The organism is Bradyrhizobium sp. CCGUVB4N (assembly GCF_024199945.1).
In the GTDB taxonomy this organism is placed as follows: domain Bacteria; phylum Pseudomonadota; class Alphaproteobacteria; order Rhizobiales; family Xanthobacteraceae; genus Bradyrhizobium.
This window is the reverse complement of the sequence record NZ_JANADP010000001.1, coordinates 7644878-7661502: the sequence shown is the minus strand read 5'-3', so window position 1 is coordinate 7661502 and position 16625 is coordinate 7644878. Positions and strand designations below refer to the sequence as shown.

The window sequence follows — 16625 nt, the reverse complement described above, 5'->3', positions numbered from 1 at the left end:
CCCGACGCCCTGCCCCCAGCGCGTCGGGTGGAATGAATGAGTATCAATCGGTGATCCCAACGCCTTGTTGTGACGCGTGCTGCACCAATTGACCACTCCGGGAAACTACCGCGACGGAACCGACTCACCTGGTGTCGAGCGGTGCGTTACGCACTGCCGCCAGGCTCCAGCGCTTCGCCCATCTCCAGCGGATGCGCCATGGTCTCGTGCAGCGCCTCGCGGTCGAGCTCTCCCTCCGAGATGCTGATGACGACGCAGGCGACGCCGTTGCCGATCAAATTGGTCAGCGCGCGGCACTCGCTCATGAACTTGTCGATACCGACCAGGATCGCGATCGACTGGATCGGGATATCAGGCACGATCGAGAGCGTCGCGGCGAGCGTGATGAAGCCGGCGCCGGTCACGCCCGATGCGCCCTTCGAGGTGATCATCGCGATGCCCAGAATGCCGAGCTCCTGCCAGATCGTCAGATGCGTGTTGGTGGCCTGTGCCAGGAACAGTGTCGCCAGCGTCATGTAGATGTTGGTGCCGTCGAGGTTGAAGCTGTAACCGGTCGGAATCACAAGGCCGACCACCGAGCGGGAGGCGCCGAGATGCTCCATCTTCTGGATCATCTGCGGCAGCACCGTCTCGGATGACGAAGTGCCGAGCACGATCAGCAATTCGTCCTTGATGTAGGCGATGAAGCGCAGGATCGAGAAGCCGGCGAGCCTCGCGATCGAGCCCAGCACGATCAGCACGAACAGGATGCTGGTGAGATAGAACGTGCCGATCAGGGCGGCGAGGTTGAGCAGCGAGCCGAGGCCGTAGGCGCCGACGGTGAACGCCATCGCGCCGAACGCGCCGATCGGCGCCACGCGCACGATGATGCGGATGATGCCGAAGAACATCTTTGCGGCCTTGTCGATCGCCTCCGCGATCGGCTCGCCGGTCTTGCCGAGGAAGGCGATGGCGAAGCCGGAGAGGATGGAGACCAGCAGCACCTGCAACAGGTCGCCGCGCGCGATGGCGCCCACATAGCTGTCCGGGATGATCGCCATCAGATGGGCAACGATGCCGTCTTCGTGCGCCTTGGTCACATAGGTCGCCACCGATTTCGGATCGATCGTGGAAGGATCGATGTTGAAGCCGCGCCCGGGCTGGAGAATCTCGCCGACCAGGAGGCCGATGGCGAGCGCGACGGTCGAGACCGTCTCGAAATAGATCAGCGACTTCAATCCGACCCGGCCGACGCGCTTGAGGTCGCCCATCGAGGAGATGCCGTGCACCACGGTGCAGAAGATCACCGGCGCGATCATCATCTTGATCAGCGCGATGAAGGCGTCACCGAGCGGCTTCAACTCCTTGCCGAGGTCCGGATAGAAATAACCGATCAGCACCCCGAGCACGATCGCGATCAGCACCTGGACATAGAGGATCTTGTACCAGGGCTGGTGCCGGCGATGGACGGCTGGCTGGATCGCGACTTGTGTCATATGGCTTGCCCCGGAACGCTTTGATCTTGCATGATTTACATCATGTGATGTTCGCCGCATAAGCAACAATCACATTTTTGTCGGATCGCACGAAGATCAATCGCTGCACCGCAATGGGGGGAACATGTCGAACGCAACGGGCTCGGACGAGCACGCGAACAGCTATTTTCCGCGTTGGAAGCTGAAGACCTCGGGCGTGATCATGCCGGAGGAGCGGCTGCCGTGGGGCCAGACCATCGTCTCCGGTCTCCAGCATTGCGTTGCAATGTCGGGGTCGACGATCATCGCGCCGCTGCTGATGGGGTTTGATCCCAATGTTGCGGTCCTGTTCTCCGGCGTCGGCACGCTGATCTTCTTCGTCATCGTTGCGGGACGCGTGCCGAGCTATCTCGGCTCGAGCTTCGCGTTCATTGCCGTCGTCCTCGCCGCCACCGGCTATGCCGGGCATGGGCCGAACCCGAACCTGTCGGTTGCGCTCGGCGGCATCGTCGCGGCCGGTGTGCTGTACGGCGTGATCGCGCTGATCGTGATGTGGTCGGGGATCGGTTGGGTCGAGCGTTTGATGCCGCCGGCCGTCACCGGCGCCGTGGTTGCCGCGATCGGCCTCAACCTCGCGCCCGTGGCGGTCAAGGCGGTGAGCGCCAATGCGTTCGAGACCTGGATCGGGCTCGCCACGGTTCTGATCATCGGTGTGCTCGCCGTGGCCGCCCCGGGGCTTTGGCGCCGGCTGCCGATCATCCTCGGCGCCATCGGTGGATATCTGTTGTACCTGCTGTTCGCGAACGGCCTGGGCTTCGGCAAGCCGATCGACTTCACGCAGCTCTCGGCGGCGCCGTGGTTCGGCCTGCCGAACTTCACGACGCCGACCTTCCATGCCGATGCGATCTTTCTGATCGCGCCGGTCGCGGTCATTCTGGTCGCCGAGAACCTCGGTCACATCAAGGCGGTCGGCGCCATGACGGGCCGTAGCCTCGATGGCTATCTCGGCCGCGCCTTGTTCGCCGACAGCCTCGCGACGATCGTGGCCGGCTGCGGCGGCGGCACCGGCGTCACCACCTATGCCGAGAACATCGGCGTCATGGCGGCGACGAAGGTCTATTCGACCTTGCTGTTTGCCTTCGCCGCAACCGGGTCGCTACTGCTCGGCTTCTCGCCGAAATTCGGCGCGCTGATCCTGTCGATCCCGGGTCCCGTCATCGGCGGCCTTTCGATCGTGCTGTTCGGATTGATCGCGGCGATGGCGGGCCGGATCTGGGTCGAGAACAAGGTCGATTTCGCCAACCCGGCGAACCTGATCACCGTCGCCGTGGCGCTGACCGCAGGCGCCGGCGATCTCACGCTGAAATTCGGTGCGTTCACCCTCGGCGGGATCGGCACCGCCACCTTCGGCGCCATTATTCTGTACCAGATCCTGACTTCGCCGATCGCGCGCCGTGCGGAATGAATCCCAGCGATGCGTTGACGGATGGAACAAAATGCCGGTTCCATCCATGATGATGCATCCCGGAGAAAGCTCATGCCACAGACCGACCTCTCAGCTACCTTTCCCTCACGCCTTGTCGGCCGATATGCGCTGGTGACCGGCGCGTCCCAGGGCATCGGCCGCGCCGTCGCTGTCAGGCTCGCCCAGGAAGGGGCGACTGTTGCCATCAATTATGTCGATCACCCCGAGAAGGCGGAGGAGACGCTTGCGCTCGCAAGGACCGGATCGGGCGATCGCGGTCACGGCAAGCTCGATCATGTCATCGTCAAGGCCGACGTCAGCAACGACCATGAGGTGGCTGCGATGTTCGAGACGATCCTGGCACGTTGGAAGCGTCTCGATTGTCTCGTCAACAATGCCGGCTTCCAGCGGGAATCGCCGAGCGAGGCGCTCGACATCGAAACCTATCGCCGCATCATCGACGTCAACCTCAATGGCGCCGTGCTCTGCGCGCAGAAGGCGCTCGCGCATTTCGTTGCGCGCGGCGGGGCTGGCTGCATCATCAATTGCTCCAGCGTGCATCAGATCATCCCGAAGCCCGGCTATCTCGCTTATTCGATCAGCAAGGGCGGCATGGCCAATCTGACCCGCACATTGGCGCTGGAATTTGCCGGCCGCGGCATCCGCGTCAATGCGGTCGGTCCTGGCGCGATCGACACGCCGATCAATGCGGCCTGGACCGGCGATGCCGACAAGCGCGCCAACGTCGCGAACCATATCCCGCTCGGGCGCGTCGGCGCGCCGGAAGAGATCGCCGCCGTCTTCGCCTTCCTTGCCTCGGATGATGCCAGCTACATCACCGGGCAGACCATCTATGCCTGCGGGGGGCTGACGTTGTTTCCGGAGTTTCGCGACAATTGGGCGAGCTGACCCCGGGAAGTCTTCCGATGCAATCCAGCAACAGTCGGAAAGAACCGCAGCCTCGGCGCGACACCTACAGGCGAACTCAACCGAACGGTTGATGTCCGATCCTGTCTCCTGGCCCACAGTCCCGGCGGCTCGGAGGTCTGCTTGCAATGAAACTGCGATGGTTGGGCGCAGGCCTGGGGCTTCTGGTTCTTGGGCTTTTAGTTCTTGGGCTTGTCGTGGTCGATGCGGTGACGACGTCTGCGCAGCAGACGCCGCCACAGCCGCACCAGGCTGCGCCCCCGCAGCAGCAACCGGCAGCCAAGCCCGCCAATATCGACCGCAACGGCGTGTTGATGCTGATCCGCTCGACGCTGCTTGCGGTCGATCAGGCCAACAAGACCGGCAACTACACGGTGCTGCGCGATCTCGGCGCGCCGGGCTTCCAGGTCAACACCGCGGCAAGGCTCGCGGAGATTTTTGCCAAGCACCGCGGCGACAAGCTCGATCTCTCCGGTGTCGCCGTCATCGATCCGCAATTGTCGCTGCTGCCGCAGATCGAGCCAAACGGGCTGTTGCACATGGCCGGGTTTTTTCCATCGGTGCCGTCGCAGGTGAATTTTGAACTGCTGTTCGCGCCGGTCGACGGGCAATGGCGTGTGTTCGGCGTGTCGTTGTCAGTCGGGCAGTCCGCGCCGGTCGCGCCTGCTGCGCCGGAACCGCCGGCGGCCAAGGCCGTGGTGTCGCAAAAGCAGGCTGCGCCAACCAAGCCGAGCGCTCCCTCGAAATGATCAACGACGGTCCCGACCCCGTGACAGGTTGCTCAACGAAACAGCAAAACGCTCACAGCGTAAGCCATCGGCAATGTCACGTCGCCGCTTCGGACATGGAGCCCTGCATCATTCGTACGGTTGAAGTTCTGCCGTCGCTGTCGACATCGTGATAGTGTGTGACTGAAGGCGCAAATGCCAAATGCCTTGTTCGAAATGCTTGAGAGCCGGCCGTGACGTCTGAAGCCGCTTTGCTTTCAGAGGTGATCGGCCTCGTCTACGACGCCGCACTCGATCCGAGCCTGTGGCCGCGTGCGCTGGAGCAAGCCTGCCTGTTCGTCGGCGGTTCGTCCGGCGCCTTGTTCTGGCATGACGCAGCCACCGAGCAAACCGCCGTGCTGCACCTCTTCAACGAAGCGCCGGACTTCACCAAGCTCTATCTCGAGAAATATCTTCCATTGAATCCCTGCTTCCCAGCGGCCACGTTCTGCGAGGCCGGTCTCGTCTATGCATCCACCGACTTCGTTCCCTTCGAGGAGATGGCGGAGACGCGCTTCTATGAAGAGTGGATGAAGCCGCAGGGCATGATCGACGCGCTCGGGGCGAATCTGGAGAAGGGGGCAACCAATTCATCGATCGTCAGCGTGCGTTTGCATGAGAAGGACGGCCTCGTCAGCCCCGGCGCTCGCCACCGGTTCGCGCTGATCGTGCCGCATTTCCAGCGCGCGGTCTCGATCGGGCGGCTGTTCGATCAGAACAAGGCGGCTCAGGCGGTGTTGACCCAGACCCTCGACAGCGTCACGGCCGCCGTCTTTCTGGTCGGTCCCAACGGACGCCTCGTCTTCACCAACGCGCCCGGACGCATGGTGCTGGACGAGGCCGCGCTGGTCACCGAACGAAACGGAATGCTGTTCGCTGCCGCTCCCGAGGCGCAGCGCGCGTTGCGCGACGCGCTTGTCGCCGCCGAGAACGGCAATGTGCCGGCCGACAGCGCCGGCCCGATCCCGCTCGCGACCTCGCAAGGCCGCTGGTTCGCCAGCGTGCTGCCGCTCACCTCCGGCGACCGACAGCGCACCGGCGCGCTGCATTCCGCCGTCGCCGCCGTGTTCGTCCGCAAGACCTCGCCCGCAAGTCCGCCGCCGCTGGAGGCGCTGGCAAAGCTCTACAAGCTCACCGCCAGCGAGATCCGCGTTCTCGATGCCGTCATGAAGGTGAGCGGCGTGAAGGCCCTCGCCGTGGCCCTCGGGCTGACGCAGGCGACGGTCAAGACGCATCTCCACAATGTCTTCCGCAAGACCGGCACCGCGCGACAGAGCGAGCTCGTGAAGCTGATCGCCGGATTCGAGCCGCCCGAGCGGCCGTGATCTGGCAAAACCGGCCGGCGCAGACTACATCTGCGCCATGACAAACCCCCCGCTCAAGGAATTCGTCGGCCGGCACGAAAAACTGTTCGTGCTGACCGGCGCGGGCTGCAGCACCAATTCGGGCATTCCCGACTATCGCGACAGCCACGGCAACTGGAAGCGGACCCAGCCGGTCAACTTCCAGGCCTTCATGTCCGAAGAGCTCACGCGCCAGCGCTACTGGGCGCGTAGCCTGATCGGCTGGCGGCGATTCGGCCAGGCCCGCCCGAACGATGCGCATCATGCGCTCGCCCGGCTCGAGGCGAGCGGGCGGTGCGAGATGCTGCTGACCCAGAATGTCGACCGGCTGCATCAATCCGCCGGCCACCGGCAGGTGATCGATTTGCACGGACGGCTCGATCTGGTCCGCTGCATGGGCTGCGGGGCTAAGACGCCGCGCAACGAATTCCAGGATGCGCTCGGCCGCGCCAATGCGGAGTGGCTGACACTCGATGCGGCGGACGCGCCTGATGGCGACGCCGATCTGGAGCATGCGGATTTCTCCTCGTTCAACGTGCCCGCGTGCGAAGCCTGCGGCGGCATTCTCAAGCCCGACGTCGTGTTCTTCGGAGAAAACGTCCCGCGCGATGTGGTGGCGACCGCGCAGGATCATCTGGCGCAGGCCGACGCGATGCTGATCGTCGGGTCGTCACTGATGGTCTATTCCGGCTTCCGCTTCGTGAAGGCTGCCGCAGATCGCCAGATTCCGATCGCCGCGATCAATCTCGGACGCACCCGCGCCGACGATCTTCTGACGCTCAAGGTCGAGGAGCGCTGCGAGGCGGCGCTTGCATTCCTGCTCTGATCTGATGCGGCGCGAACACGTCTTGCCTATTGCATAGGTGCCAAGCAAAATGGCCTGGTGCAGCGTTCCGAGTGTGCCCGATGGCACGGAAATTGCTGTGTTTTTGCCCTCAGTCTTGACGATCAGCCGGAGAATTTTGGAATGCTTGAAGGAGCCGAAGTGCGGCTTGCCGTTGATATCGGTGGCACGTTCACCGACATCGTGCTGGACGTGGGCGAAGTGCGCAAAACCCGCAAGGTGCTGACGACGCCGCAACGGCCCGAACAGGCGGTGCTGGACGGCATGCGTCTCATCCTCACCGATGCGCGCGCGCATATCAGCGACATCGACGTGTTCATCCACGGCACGACGCTGGCGACCAACGCCATCATCGAGCGGCGCGGCGCCAAGACGGCGCTGATCGCGACCGAGGGTTTTCGCGACGTGCTCGATATCGGCACCGAGAGCCGTTACGACCAGTATGACCTCAGCATCGACAAGCCGAAGCCGCTGGCGCCGCGCAGCCTGCGCTTCACCGTGCCCGAGCGCATTGACGCACATGGCGCGGTTCGCCTCCCGCTGGACGAAGCGGCCGTGCGTGCGCTCGCGCCAAGATTGCGTGAGCTGAGGGTCGAGAGCGTCGCGATCGCGTTCCTGCATTCCTACGCCAATCCCGAGCACGAGCGACGTACTGCCGCGATTTTGGGCGAGGAGATGCCCGGCATCTCCGTGACGGTATCGTCGGCCGTGTGTCCGGAAATCCGCGAATATGAGCGCACGTCCACGGCGGTGGCCAACGCCTATGTGCAGCCGCTGATCGACGGCTATCTCGCCCGCATGGCCGACGCCTTGCAGGTCGAGCAGTTCCGTGGCGCCATCTATCTCGTCACGTCAGGCGGCGGCGTCACCTCGATCGCGACGGCGCGGCGTTTTCCGGTGCGTCTGGTCGAATCCGGTCCCGCCGGCGGCGCCATCTTCGCGGCGCAGATCGCGGCGCGTCTCGGCGAGAGCAAGGTGCTCTCCTTCGACATGGGCGGCACCACGGCAAAGATTTGCCTGATCGAGAAATACCAGCCCGAGACCTCGCGCGTGTTCGAGGTCGATCGTGCCGCGCGCTTCCTCAAGGGCTCCGGCCTGCCGGTGCGCATTCCCGTGATCGAGATGGTCGAGATCGGCGCCGGCGGCGGCTCGATCGCCCATGTCGATGCGATGAAGCGTGTGACCGTCGGCCCCGAGAGCGCGTCCTCCGAACCGGGACCGGCCTGCTACGGCCGCGGCGGCCAGCGTCCGGCCGTGACCGATGCCGACGTCGCGCTCGGCATGATCGACCCCGACACCTTTGCGGCCGGCACGATCAAGCTGGATCCAGAGCTTTCGAAGCAGGCGCTGCTGCGCGATGTCGGCGAGGCGCTGGGTCTGTCGGCGGAAACCGCGGCCTATGCTGTGCACGAGGTCGTCTGCGAGAATATGGCGAGTGCGGCGCGCGTGCATGCGGTCGAGCGTGGCGAGATCGTTGGCCAGCACACGCTGATCGCCTTTGGCGGTGCCGCGCCGCTGCATGCTGCGCGTGTCGCCGAGAAGATCGGCGTGTCCCGCGTGATCGTGCCGTCGAACGCCGGCGTCGGTTCGGCGGTTGGCTTCCTTGCCGCGCCGATCGCCTATGAGCTGGTACGCAGCCGCCACGTGCGGCTCGACGATTTCGATACGGCTGCAGTTTCCGAACTCCTGCAGGAAATGGTGACCGAAGCGCGTGCGCTGGTCGAGCCCGGCGCTGCCGGCGCGCCGGTGCGCGAGCGCCGCGCCGCGTTCATGCGCTATGTCGGCCAGGGCCACGAGATCACCGTCGAGCTGCCGAACCGGCCGCTGACGTCGGCCGATCTCGCCGGCCTGCGGCAAAAGTTCGAGGCGGATTATTCGGCGATGTTCGAACGTCCGATCCCGGGCGCCGCGATCGAGGTGCTGAGCTGGTCGGTGCTTGCGACGACGGAGGCACGTAATCCCCCTGTTGTCGCCGCCGTCACGCGTAAGCCCGCGGCCAAGGCCTCCGGCAGCCGCAAATTCTTCGACGGCCGGGCAGGCGAGGTGATCGAGATCCCGCTCTATCGCCGCGAGGACATGGCGCCGGGCGCGACGATTGCGGGGCCTGCGGTGATCGCCGAGGACGAAACCTCCACCTTCGTCTCGAACAGTTTCGACGCGCATATCGACGGTGCCGGCAGCATCGTCATGGAACGGAAGGCGGCCTGATCATGAGCAAGACCAAAGGCGCGAGCCTGATCGACCTCCAGATCATGTGGCACCGGCTGATCGCCGTGGTCGAGGAGCAGGGGCAGGTGCTGCTCCGCACCGCGTTCAGCCCGATCGTGCGCGAATGCGGCGACCTCTCGGCCGGCGTGTTCGACCTCAGGGGGCGGATGCTGGCACAGGCCGTGACCGGCACGCCCGGTCACGTCAATTCGATGGCGGAATCGGTCAAGCACTTCATCAATCATTTTCCGCTGGAGACGATGAAGCAAGGTGATGCCTACATCACCAACGATCCCTGGATGGGCACCGGCCATCTCAACGACTTCGTCGTCACCACACCCTGCTTCAAGGACGGCAAGATCGTCGCGCTGTTCTCCTGCACCAGCCATCTCATGGACATCGGCGGCATCGGCTTCGGCCCCGACGCCACCGACGTGTTCATGGAGGGGCTCTACATTCCCATGCTGAAGCTGATTGACCAGGGCGTCGTCAACGAGACGCTGATGGCGATGATCCGCACCAACACGCGGCTGCCGATCGACACCGAGGGCGACACCTATTCGCTCGCCGGCTGCAACGACGTCGGCTGCGAGCGCCTGGTCGAGATGATGACCGAGTTCGATATCGACACGCTCGACGAACTCGGCGACTACATCTGCGATCGCTCGCGCGAGGCCGTGCTCGCCGAGATCGCGAAATTGCCGAAGGGAATGTGGCGCAACACCATGGTGGTCGACGGCTACGATGCGCCGGTAACGCTGGCGGCGACGCTGACGATTTCGGACGAAGGCATCCACGTCGATTTCGACGGCACTTCGGCGGCCTCGAAGTTCGGCATCAACGTGCCGCTGTCCTACACCACGGCCTATACCGTGTTCGGCCTCGGCTGCGTCGTTGCCTCGCAGATCCCGAACAATGCCGGCTCGCTCTCGCCGCTGACGGTGTCGGCACCTCTGGGTGCGATCCTGAACGCGCCGAAGCCGGCACCGGTCGCCTCGCGCCACATTATCGGACAGATGCTGCCCGACGTCGTGTTCGGCTGCCTGCGCCAGATCATTCCCGAGCGCGTGCCTGCGGAAGGCACCTCGTGCCTGTGGAATCTCAACGTGCGCGGCCAGACCCGCTCGGGCGTCGGCGGCAATTACGGGTTCTCGATGGCGGTGACCTCCAACGGCGGCACCGGTGCGCGCTTCGGCAAGGATGGCTTGTCGGCAACCGCCTATCCCAGCGGCGTGCGCGGTACGCCGGTCGAGATCGCCGAGACGCAGACGCCGCTGATCTTCTGGCGCAAGGAACTGCGTCCGGATTCCGGCGGAGCAGGGCGCACCCGCGGCGGCCTCGGCCAGATCATCGAGGTCGGCACCGGCATCGACGCACCCTTCGACATCCTCGCGGCCTTCGATCGCATCGAGCATCCGCCGCGCGGCCGTGACGGCGGCCAGAATGGCGAGGCCGGCTATGTCGGCCTGAAGTCCGGCCAGAAGATGCGCGGCAAGGGCTTTCAGACCATTCCACCGGATGACCGGCTGGTGGTGATGACGCCGGGCGGCGCCGGCATCGGCGCACCGGGCGAGCGCGATCGCGCGGCGGTGCAGGACGATGTCGAGAGCGGATTGGTGTCTTCGGACAAGGCCATGGCGATCTACGGGCGCGGGTGAAGCGCTGACGATCTGGCCTTGCATCGCCCGATCTTGGCGGTCGTGCACGACCGCCAAGACACTTCCGCCAAGACGACCACCAAGACATTTCGGTCCGGGATTTGTCGATCGAGACGAAACGGTCAGCGCGGCTGCCGTTTTAATTTCGCGTCCGCGCGTCAAATCCGCGCCGTGCGCGCATTCCGTCGTTGCACTCCCCGCGATCCGGCGTACGCTGTGCCCGCGAACAGAAGTACAATCGCAACCACTCCAGTGAACATAGCTCCATTGGCGATATGCGCCGAAAGAGGGGGACATCCGTTGGCATATCATGCCCGACGGAGAGCGATCGACGTATCTTGACCTGCCAACATCCCTCGCAGCGGCGCCTACAAGACGCAATGATCAAACATAAAGCGGGAGGAAGTGCACATGAGGAAGCAGTGGCTTAACTCGGGCTTACCTGTTCTCGTTGCAGCGACACTTGCGGCGTCGGCAGCGTGGGCTCAAGCCGTGGATACTGCCCGGATCGAGTCCGCCGGTCAGAACGATTGGCTCACCTATCACGGTTCGTACAAGTCGTATCACTACAGCCCTCTCTCACAGATCAACACCAGCAATGTGGGCAATCTGGGCGTGGCCTGGATCCACATCCCCGGACGTTCGACCCGGGGGCTGCAATCGATGCCGCTCGCGGCCGATGGCGTGCTCTACTACACCGGCTCCTATAGCCGCACCTTTGCGCTGAACGGCGCTACCGGCGAGGTGATCTGGTCCTACTTCCCGGAGCTGGATGAAGCCCTGGTCGCGCGGCAGACTCATTCGCCCTACAATCGCGGCGCCGCCCTCGGCGAGGGAAAGGTCTATGTGGGGACAATGGATGGCCATCTCATCGCGCTCGACATGAAGAGCGGAAAGGTGATGTGGGACACCAAGCTGATTGATTCCCAGAAACTGACCGTTGGTTTCACCGGAGCACCGCTTTACGCCAAGGGTACGGTGGTGATCGGCGCACAGGGCGGCGAATGGCCGGGCCGGGGCCCGATCTTCGGTGTTGATGCCACCACCGGCAAGAAGAAATGGGAATTCCTGACGGTTGCCGGCACCGACGAAGCCACGAAGACCTGGGGCAATGACTCCTGGCGCACTGGCGGCGGCGGCGGCTGGATGCCGGGCACCTTCGATGCCGAGAACAACACCATCCTGTGGGGCACCGCCAACCCGGCGCCGCTCTACGACTGGTCGGGAGCCGATTACAAGACGCAGGGCGCGCGTCCGGGAGATAATCTCTATACCACCTCGGTGATCGCGCTCGATGTCGATACCGGCAAGCTGAAATCCTATCACCAGGAACTGCCTCACGACGCCTGGGACTTCGACAGCGCGGTCGGCGAGTTCGTGATGCTCGATCGCGACGGTCAGAAGTACGTCGTCCATCCGAACAAGAGCGGATACATCTTCGTCTATGACCGCAACCTCGGCGTCAAGAACGTCTGGCGGATCACGCAGAACAGCAATTTCGTCAAGGACATCGATCCCAAGACGGGTGAGCTGATCGGTCGTCGCGATTTCTCGGCCGGCAAGGTATCCGAGCCGTTGTGCCCGCACATTTCCGGTGGGGTGAGCTGGAACGCCGGGTCGTACAACCCGAAGACCGGGCTTTATTACAAGCTCGGCCAGGAATGGTGCATGACGCTCGAAGTTCAGAAGACGACTCCGATCGTTGCTCCTCAGGCTCAGCTCAACATTGGCGCCGACTTCAAGATCGCGCCACCGCCCAGCGGTGAGATCTATGGCCATCTCGACGCGCGCGACCCCATCACCGGCGTCAAGAAGTGGGAAGTGCGTTTCCCTGAGCCACCGCTCGGAAGCGTCATGTCGACCGGAGGCAATCTGGTGTTCGTGCCGGACTCGCGAGGCACGGTTCACGCCTATGATGCCGATTCCGGTGCCGAGCTCTGGAGCCACGGCGACGGCACCGGCCATCAGGGCGGCATCATCAGCTATGCCGTCAATGGCAAGCAGTACATCGCGGTCGTTGCCGGCTTCGGCGGCATGGCCTCCGATGATTACGCGCCGACGTTCGGCGGCGTCTACAAGAGCATGCCGCGCGACGACGGCGCGCTCATCGTCTACAGTCTGAAATAAGCCCTCGTGGCGCTGGGAGGGAGCAGCATGACGCTACTCCCTCCCCCGTCGAAGCGGGGCCGCCGAGCCGCGGCGCGAATTGGATTTCCGAGAGGTAGGTTTGGCCGGTATGCGATTGGCTTGGACCCTTGCGACATTGTCGGCGCCGACACTTGCCGTGCTCCTCACGATTTCAGCCTTGCCGTCCCGCGCGCAGCAGCCTGCGTCGCCCGCGCCGGACAGCGAGCAGCTCGATGTCGGACAGTTGTTCGCGACGACCTGTGGCTGGTGTCACTCCGCCGGCGGTCGTGCGGCCGGGAAGGGGCCGCAGCTCATGGACACCAAGCGAGACGACGACTTCCTGCGCATTCGCATCAAGAACGGCAAGGAAGGCGCCATGCCTGCCTTCGGCGCCGTGTTCAACGATGCGCAGATCGACGAGATCATCAAATATATTCGTGCCCTGAAGCCGAGCGAAGGCTAAGTCGGCAAGAAAGTACGGATCCACACTGGACATCTCATGAAGACCTGTCTCCCCTTCGTGGTCGTCGCACTGCTGGGACTCAACGGTGTGGCGCAGGCCCGCTCCCTCGAGGCGATCCGCGACTCCGGTGTGCTCGGACTATGCGCCCACCCCAACTCGTTGCCCTTCGCCAACAAGGCTGGTGACCCTCCGGGATTTCAGATCGAGCTGGGCAACGCGTTCGCGCGCGAGCTTGGCGTTTCGCTCAGGCCCGACTGGATCATCACTCAGTACCAGATGCGCAGTGCGGGCTGTGACATCTTGCTCGACGTCATCGCCGACCGCGAAGCGCAGGGCGAAACCCGATTGAGGATATCGAAACCATATTATCGCACGGGCGTCGCGCTCGCGGTGCCCTCATCCAGCGCGCTGACCTCGTTCAAGAGCCTCAACGGGTCGACCAAAGTGGGCGTGCAGGTCGGATCCGTTGCAGCCATGATCATCGGTCAGCGGCGAGTCCCGACATCGACATTCGGATTCGAGACCGACAGCCTCGATGCCGTGTCGAATCATGAGATCGACGCCGCCGCAGTCACGCCAACCGCAGCGAGCTATTTCAATCTGACGCATCCGGACAAGGCGCTCCGGATCCTGGATCGCGACGAAGGCGAGGCCGATCTCAATTGGAACGTCGCTGTCGGCATGCTCCGCCCGGATGACGCGTTGCGCGAAGCCATCGACCGGGCGCTGGAACGGCTTCGGAACGACGGTACGATCGATCGGATCTACGGCCGCTATGGGATCGTGCTGCAAGCCCCGAAATAGCTGATTGCTCGAACAGCGACGTCGTCCAGGCCCAACCGGGACGACGTCGTCATGCGAACCGATAAGCGTCGGCGTTACGCCGCCGCCTTCTTTCGAGCCTGTTCGGCCTTGTACAGCTCGAACTCCTCCGCGATCGCTTTCGCGATCGACGGCCGCTGCCGCAGGCGCTCGTAATAGGCCTTCACGTTCGGCCATTTGGCGAGCTCGATCGGCGGCGTCGCCATGGTCCAGTTGATGACCGTGACGAGATAGGCATCAGCGACGCTGAAATGCTCGAGCAGGAACTCGCGCCCCTTCAGGTAGTTGTCGAGATAGTCGAGCCGCGACAGGTTCTTCTCCAGCACGTAGGCTTTCACGTCCTGCGACGCCTTGCGGTCGAGCACAGGCACGAACAGGCCTTTGTGCAGCTCGGTGCCGATGAAGCAGAGCCATTGATGCAGCCGCGTGCGATCGATGCCTGCCGCGGCGCCGAGGCCCGATTGCGGAAAACGGTCGGCGACATATTGCAGGATCGCCGCGTTCTCGGTCAGCACCACGCCCTCGTCGGTGCGCAGCGTCGGCACCAGGCCGATCGGATTGACGGCGCGAAAGTCGGAGCCGTCGTTGAGCACTTTCTTGGTCGGCGGATCGACTTCGAGATAATTCGCCTCGGCGCCGGCCTCATAGAGCGCGACGCGCGTCGCCATGGAGCAGGCGAGCGGCGAGAAATAGAGATCCATCTGTAGCCTCCTTGGGCAATTCTCTTTGTGAGTGTCGCTCAACCTGGCCAGATTGATTTTTGTACTGTCTTGCATATTATGTCGAAGGTCAAGGATTAATTTGCGAGATGGTACAAAAATCAAAGCCGCCAGCTGCTGCCACTGAGCCCGGGCGTCGCGGTGAACCCAAGCGCCGCGGACGGCCGCGCGCCTACGAGCCGGACGTCGCGCTCGGCAAGGCGCTCGACCTGTTTCGCAAGCAGGGCTTTGCCGCGACCTCGCTCGATGATCTCAGTGAAGCCACCGGCATGAATCGCCCGAGCCTCTACGGCGCATTCGGCGACAAGCGCGAGCTCTACATCAAGAGCTACCAGCGCTATCGCGAGGACGCGCGCGCATCGATGGTCGAGATCTTTCGCGAGGAGATGCCGGTGCGCCAGCGGCTGGAGCGCATCTACGCTGCCGCGCTGAATATCTATCTCTCCGGCGAGACCGGCCCGCGCGGCTGTTTCACCGTGGTGACGGCGGCGTCCGAAGCGGTGGGCGACCCGGAGATTCGCGCCATGGTGCTGGAGGGGCTGTCGGAGCTCGACAAGGCTTTCGCGAATTGCTTCCGCCGCGCCAGGGAGAAGGGCGAACTCCCGGCGAGTGCCGATCCCGCCGCACTGGCGCAACTCGCGTCCGCCACCATCCACACCATCGCCATCCGCTCCCGCGCGCGCGTTTCGCGCAAGGAGCTGGAGGGAATCGTGAAGGGAGCGATTGACGTGATGGTGGGAGCGGGCCCGAAACCCTGAGCCGTCTCCTTGGGTGTGCCAAGCGCCAGCGCGGGACGCGTAATCCCAGGAGACGTTCGGCGACGACTGAGGATTAGAGTTTCGCCCAAAAAATCTTCTCTGGCGTCATGCCTCCCGGCCGAGTGCCGGCGCCGATGTCGCGGCCTCGCGGAAGGCGTCGCGCAGGGAGCCCAGCAGTGTCTGCACGCGAGCGAGGTTGGAGCGCGTGGCGGGAACAAGCGCCTTAACCCAGAGATCGGGGACCTGGAGTTGCGGGAGCATCTCGACCAGCGCGCCGGACTTGAGCCGATCGGCCACGGCGGTGCGCGAAGCAATGGCTATTCCGCTGCCGGCGCAGAGGCTGTCGATGACGAGCGCGCCGTTGTTGGTCACGAGGTGCGGCCGAACCGTCACCGTCGTCACGCCGTTGCGCCCTTCGAAGGTCCATGCCGGCCCGATCGGCGAAAACACGATGCAATCGTGATTGACGAGATCACGGGCGTGCCGGGGATGGCCGCGCCGCGCCAGATAAGAGGGCGCCGCACACAGCACGCGTTCGAAGACGTGCAGGGGCTCCTCGAGCACGCCATCGAAGGATGACGGCATCATGGTGAGCACGATGTCAAAGCCTTCCTCGACCGGGTTCACCGTGCGGTCCACCAACACCGCGTCGAGCGTCACGCGCGGGTACTTGATCTGAAACGACGACAGCAATTGCGCGAGGTCGATGATCATCGGCGACGCCGGCGCCTTGATGCGCAACTGGCCTTCGAGCTCGTTCGGGGATCGCATGATCCCCTTCGCCATCTCGTCGTATTCGCGCACGATCTGGCGGACGCTGTCGAGGTAGCGCTCGCCGACCTCGGTCAGCGCAAGACGCCGCGTGCTCCGCCGCAACAGCGTCGTCTTCAGCGACCATTCCAGTTGTCCGACGCGCTTGGTGATGACCGATGGTGCCACCCCAAGCTGCCGGCCCGCCTCTGAGAAGCTTCCGGCCCGTGCCGTCGCCAGAAATGCCTTCATATTCAGCAGGCTATCGGCCATTTAATCCAACCTGGAAAAGATGATCGCGCAAAATAGCATATTCTCCT

At 63.9% G+C, this 16625-nt stretch carries 14 protein-coding genes; 11 read left to right on the top strand and 3 right to left on the bottom strand.

Annotated elements, in window-relative coordinates:
* Positions 1–146: 146 nt before the first annotated feature.
* On the bottom strand, positions 147–1475 hold the full coding sequence (locus NLM31_RS35630) for a dicarboxylate/amino acid:cation symporter (RefSeq protein ID WP_254195261.1): 1329 nt from the start codon (positions 1473–1475) through the stop codon (positions 147–149).
* Between the two features lie 124 nt (positions 1476–1599).
* On the opposite strand from NLM31_RS35630, the gene NLM31_RS35625 reads away from it, so the two are divergent.
* From NLM31_RS35625 to NLM31_RS35580, 10 genes are all read left to right on the top strand, one after another.
* Entirely contained in the window at positions 1600–2919 is a 1320-nt protein-coding gene (locus NLM31_RS35625) for a solute carrier family 23 protein (RefSeq protein WP_254195260.1), read from the top strand.
* A gap of 72 nt (positions 2920–2991) precedes the next feature.
* Complete coding sequence (locus NLM31_RS35620; RefSeq protein WP_254195259.1) at positions 2992–3828, top strand: SDR family oxidoreductase; 837 nt, start codon at positions 2992–2994, stop codon at positions 3826–3828.
* A 146-nt stretch (positions 3829–3974) separates the two neighbouring features.
* Positions 3975–4595: a hypothetical protein gene (locus NLM31_RS35615; RefSeq protein ID WP_254195258.1), complete on the top strand. Its 621-nt coding sequence runs from the start codon at positions 3975–3977 to the stop codon at positions 4593–4595.
* A 212-nt stretch (positions 4596–4807) separates the two neighbouring features.
* A complete protein-coding gene (locus NLM31_RS35610; RefSeq protein WP_254195257.1) occupies positions 4808–5938 on the top strand; it encodes a helix-turn-helix transcriptional regulator in 1131 nt (376 codons plus the stop codon).
* A 37-nt stretch (positions 5939–5975) separates the two neighbouring features.
* Positions 5976–6782, top strand: a complete 807-nt coding sequence (locus NLM31_RS35605; RefSeq protein WP_254133923.1) for an NAD-dependent protein deacetylase — start codon at positions 5976–5978, stop codon at positions 6780–6782.
* Positions 6783–6923: 141 nt separating this feature from the next.
* Positions 6924–9008, top strand: coding sequence for a hydantoinase/oxoprolinase family protein (locus NLM31_RS35600; protein ID WP_254195256.1), 2085 nt, complete (start codon positions 6924–6926; stop codon positions 9006–9008).
* Positions 9009–9010: 2 nt separating this feature from the next.
* Entirely contained in the window at positions 9011–10666 is a 1656-nt protein-coding gene (locus NLM31_RS35595) for a hydantoinase B/oxoprolinase family protein (protein ID WP_254195255.1), read from the top strand.
* A 411-nt stretch (positions 10667–11077) separates the two neighbouring features.
* Positions 11078–12793, top strand: coding sequence for a PQQ-binding-like beta-propeller repeat protein (locus tag NLM31_RS35590; RefSeq protein ID WP_254133920.1), 1716 nt, complete (start codon positions 11078–11080; stop codon positions 12791–12793).
* A 178-nt stretch (positions 12794–12971) separates the two neighbouring features.
* Entirely contained in the window at positions 12972–13256 is a 285-nt protein-coding gene (locus NLM31_RS35585; RefSeq protein WP_254195254.1) for a cytochrome c, read from the top strand.
* A gap of 36 nt (positions 13257–13292) precedes the next feature.
* On the top strand, positions 13293–14060 hold the full coding sequence (locus NLM31_RS35580; protein WP_254133918.1) for an ABC transporter substrate-binding protein: 768 nt from the start codon (positions 13293–13295) through the stop codon (positions 14058–14060).
* Between the two features lie 74 nt (positions 14061–14134).
* On the opposite strand, the gene NLM31_RS35575 is transcribed toward NLM31_RS35580, so the two are convergent.
* Complete coding sequence (locus tag NLM31_RS35575; protein WP_254133917.1) at positions 14135–14779, bottom strand: glutathione binding-like protein; 645 nt, start codon at positions 14777–14779, stop codon at positions 14135–14137.
* A gap of 107 nt (positions 14780–14886) precedes the next feature.
* Between NLM31_RS35575 and NLM31_RS35570 the strand changes: the two genes are divergently transcribed.
* Positions 14887–15555: a TetR/AcrR family transcriptional regulator gene (locus NLM31_RS35570; RefSeq protein WP_254133916.1), complete on the top strand. Its 669-nt coding sequence runs from the start codon at positions 14887–14889 to the stop codon at positions 15553–15555.
* Positions 15556–15660: 105 nt separating this feature from the next.
* Here NLM31_RS35570 and NLM31_RS35565 read toward each other — a convergent pair whose 3' ends face one another.
* Complete coding sequence (locus NLM31_RS35565; protein WP_254133915.1) at positions 15661–16578, bottom strand: LysR family transcriptional regulator; 918 nt, start codon at positions 16576–16578, stop codon at positions 15661–15663.
* Between the last annotated feature and the right edge of the window lie 47 nt (positions 16579–16625).

Excerpts from the sequence above, each read along its gene's own strand:
- NLM31_RS35595 (WP_254195255.1), top strand. The coding sequence starts at position 9,011 with ATGAGCAAGACCAAAGGCGCGAGCCTGATCGACCTCCAGATCATGTGG.
- NLM31_RS35565 (WP_254133915.1), bottom strand. The coding sequence starts at position 16,578 with ATGGCCGATAGCCTGCTGAATATGAAGGCATTTCTGGCGACGGCACGG.
- NLM31_RS35570 (WP_254133916.1), top strand. The coding sequence starts at position 14,887 with ATGGTACAAAAATCAAAGCCGCCAGCTGCTGCCACTGAGCCCGGGCGT.
- NLM31_RS35625 (WP_254195260.1), top strand. The coding sequence starts at position 1,600 with ATGTCGAACGCAACGGGCTCGGACGAGCACGCGAACAGCTATTTTCCG.
- NLM31_RS35600 (WP_254195256.1), top strand. The coding sequence starts at position 6,924 with ATGCTTGAAGGAGCCGAAGTGCGGCTTGCCGTTGATATCGGTGGCACG.
- NLM31_RS35590 (WP_254133920.1), top strand. The coding sequence starts at position 11,078 with ATGAGGAAGCAGTGGCTTAACTCGGGCTTACCTGTTCTCGTTGCAGCG.
- NLM31_RS35615 (WP_254195258.1), top strand. The coding sequence starts at position 3,975 with ATGAAACTGCGATGGTTGGGCGCAGGCCTGGGGCTTCTGGTTCTTGGG.
- NLM31_RS35630 (WP_254195261.1), bottom strand. The coding sequence starts at position 1,475 with ATGACACAAGTCGCGATCCAGCCAGCCGTCCATCGCCGGCACCAGCCC.
- NLM31_RS35580 (WP_254133918.1), top strand. The coding sequence starts at position 13,293 with ATGAAGACCTGTCTCCCCTTCGTGGTCGTCGCACTGCTGGGACTCAAC.
- NLM31_RS35575 (WP_254133917.1), bottom strand. The coding sequence starts at position 14,779 with ATGGATCTCTATTTCTCGCCGCTCGCCTGCTCCATGGCGACGCGCGTC.
- NLM31_RS35620 (WP_254195259.1), top strand. The coding sequence starts at position 2,992 with ATGCCACAGACCGACCTCTCAGCTACCTTTCCCTCACGCCTTGTCGGC.
- NLM31_RS35605 (WP_254133923.1), top strand. The coding sequence starts at position 5,976 with ATGACAAACCCCCCGCTCAAGGAATTCGTCGGCCGGCACGAAAAACTG.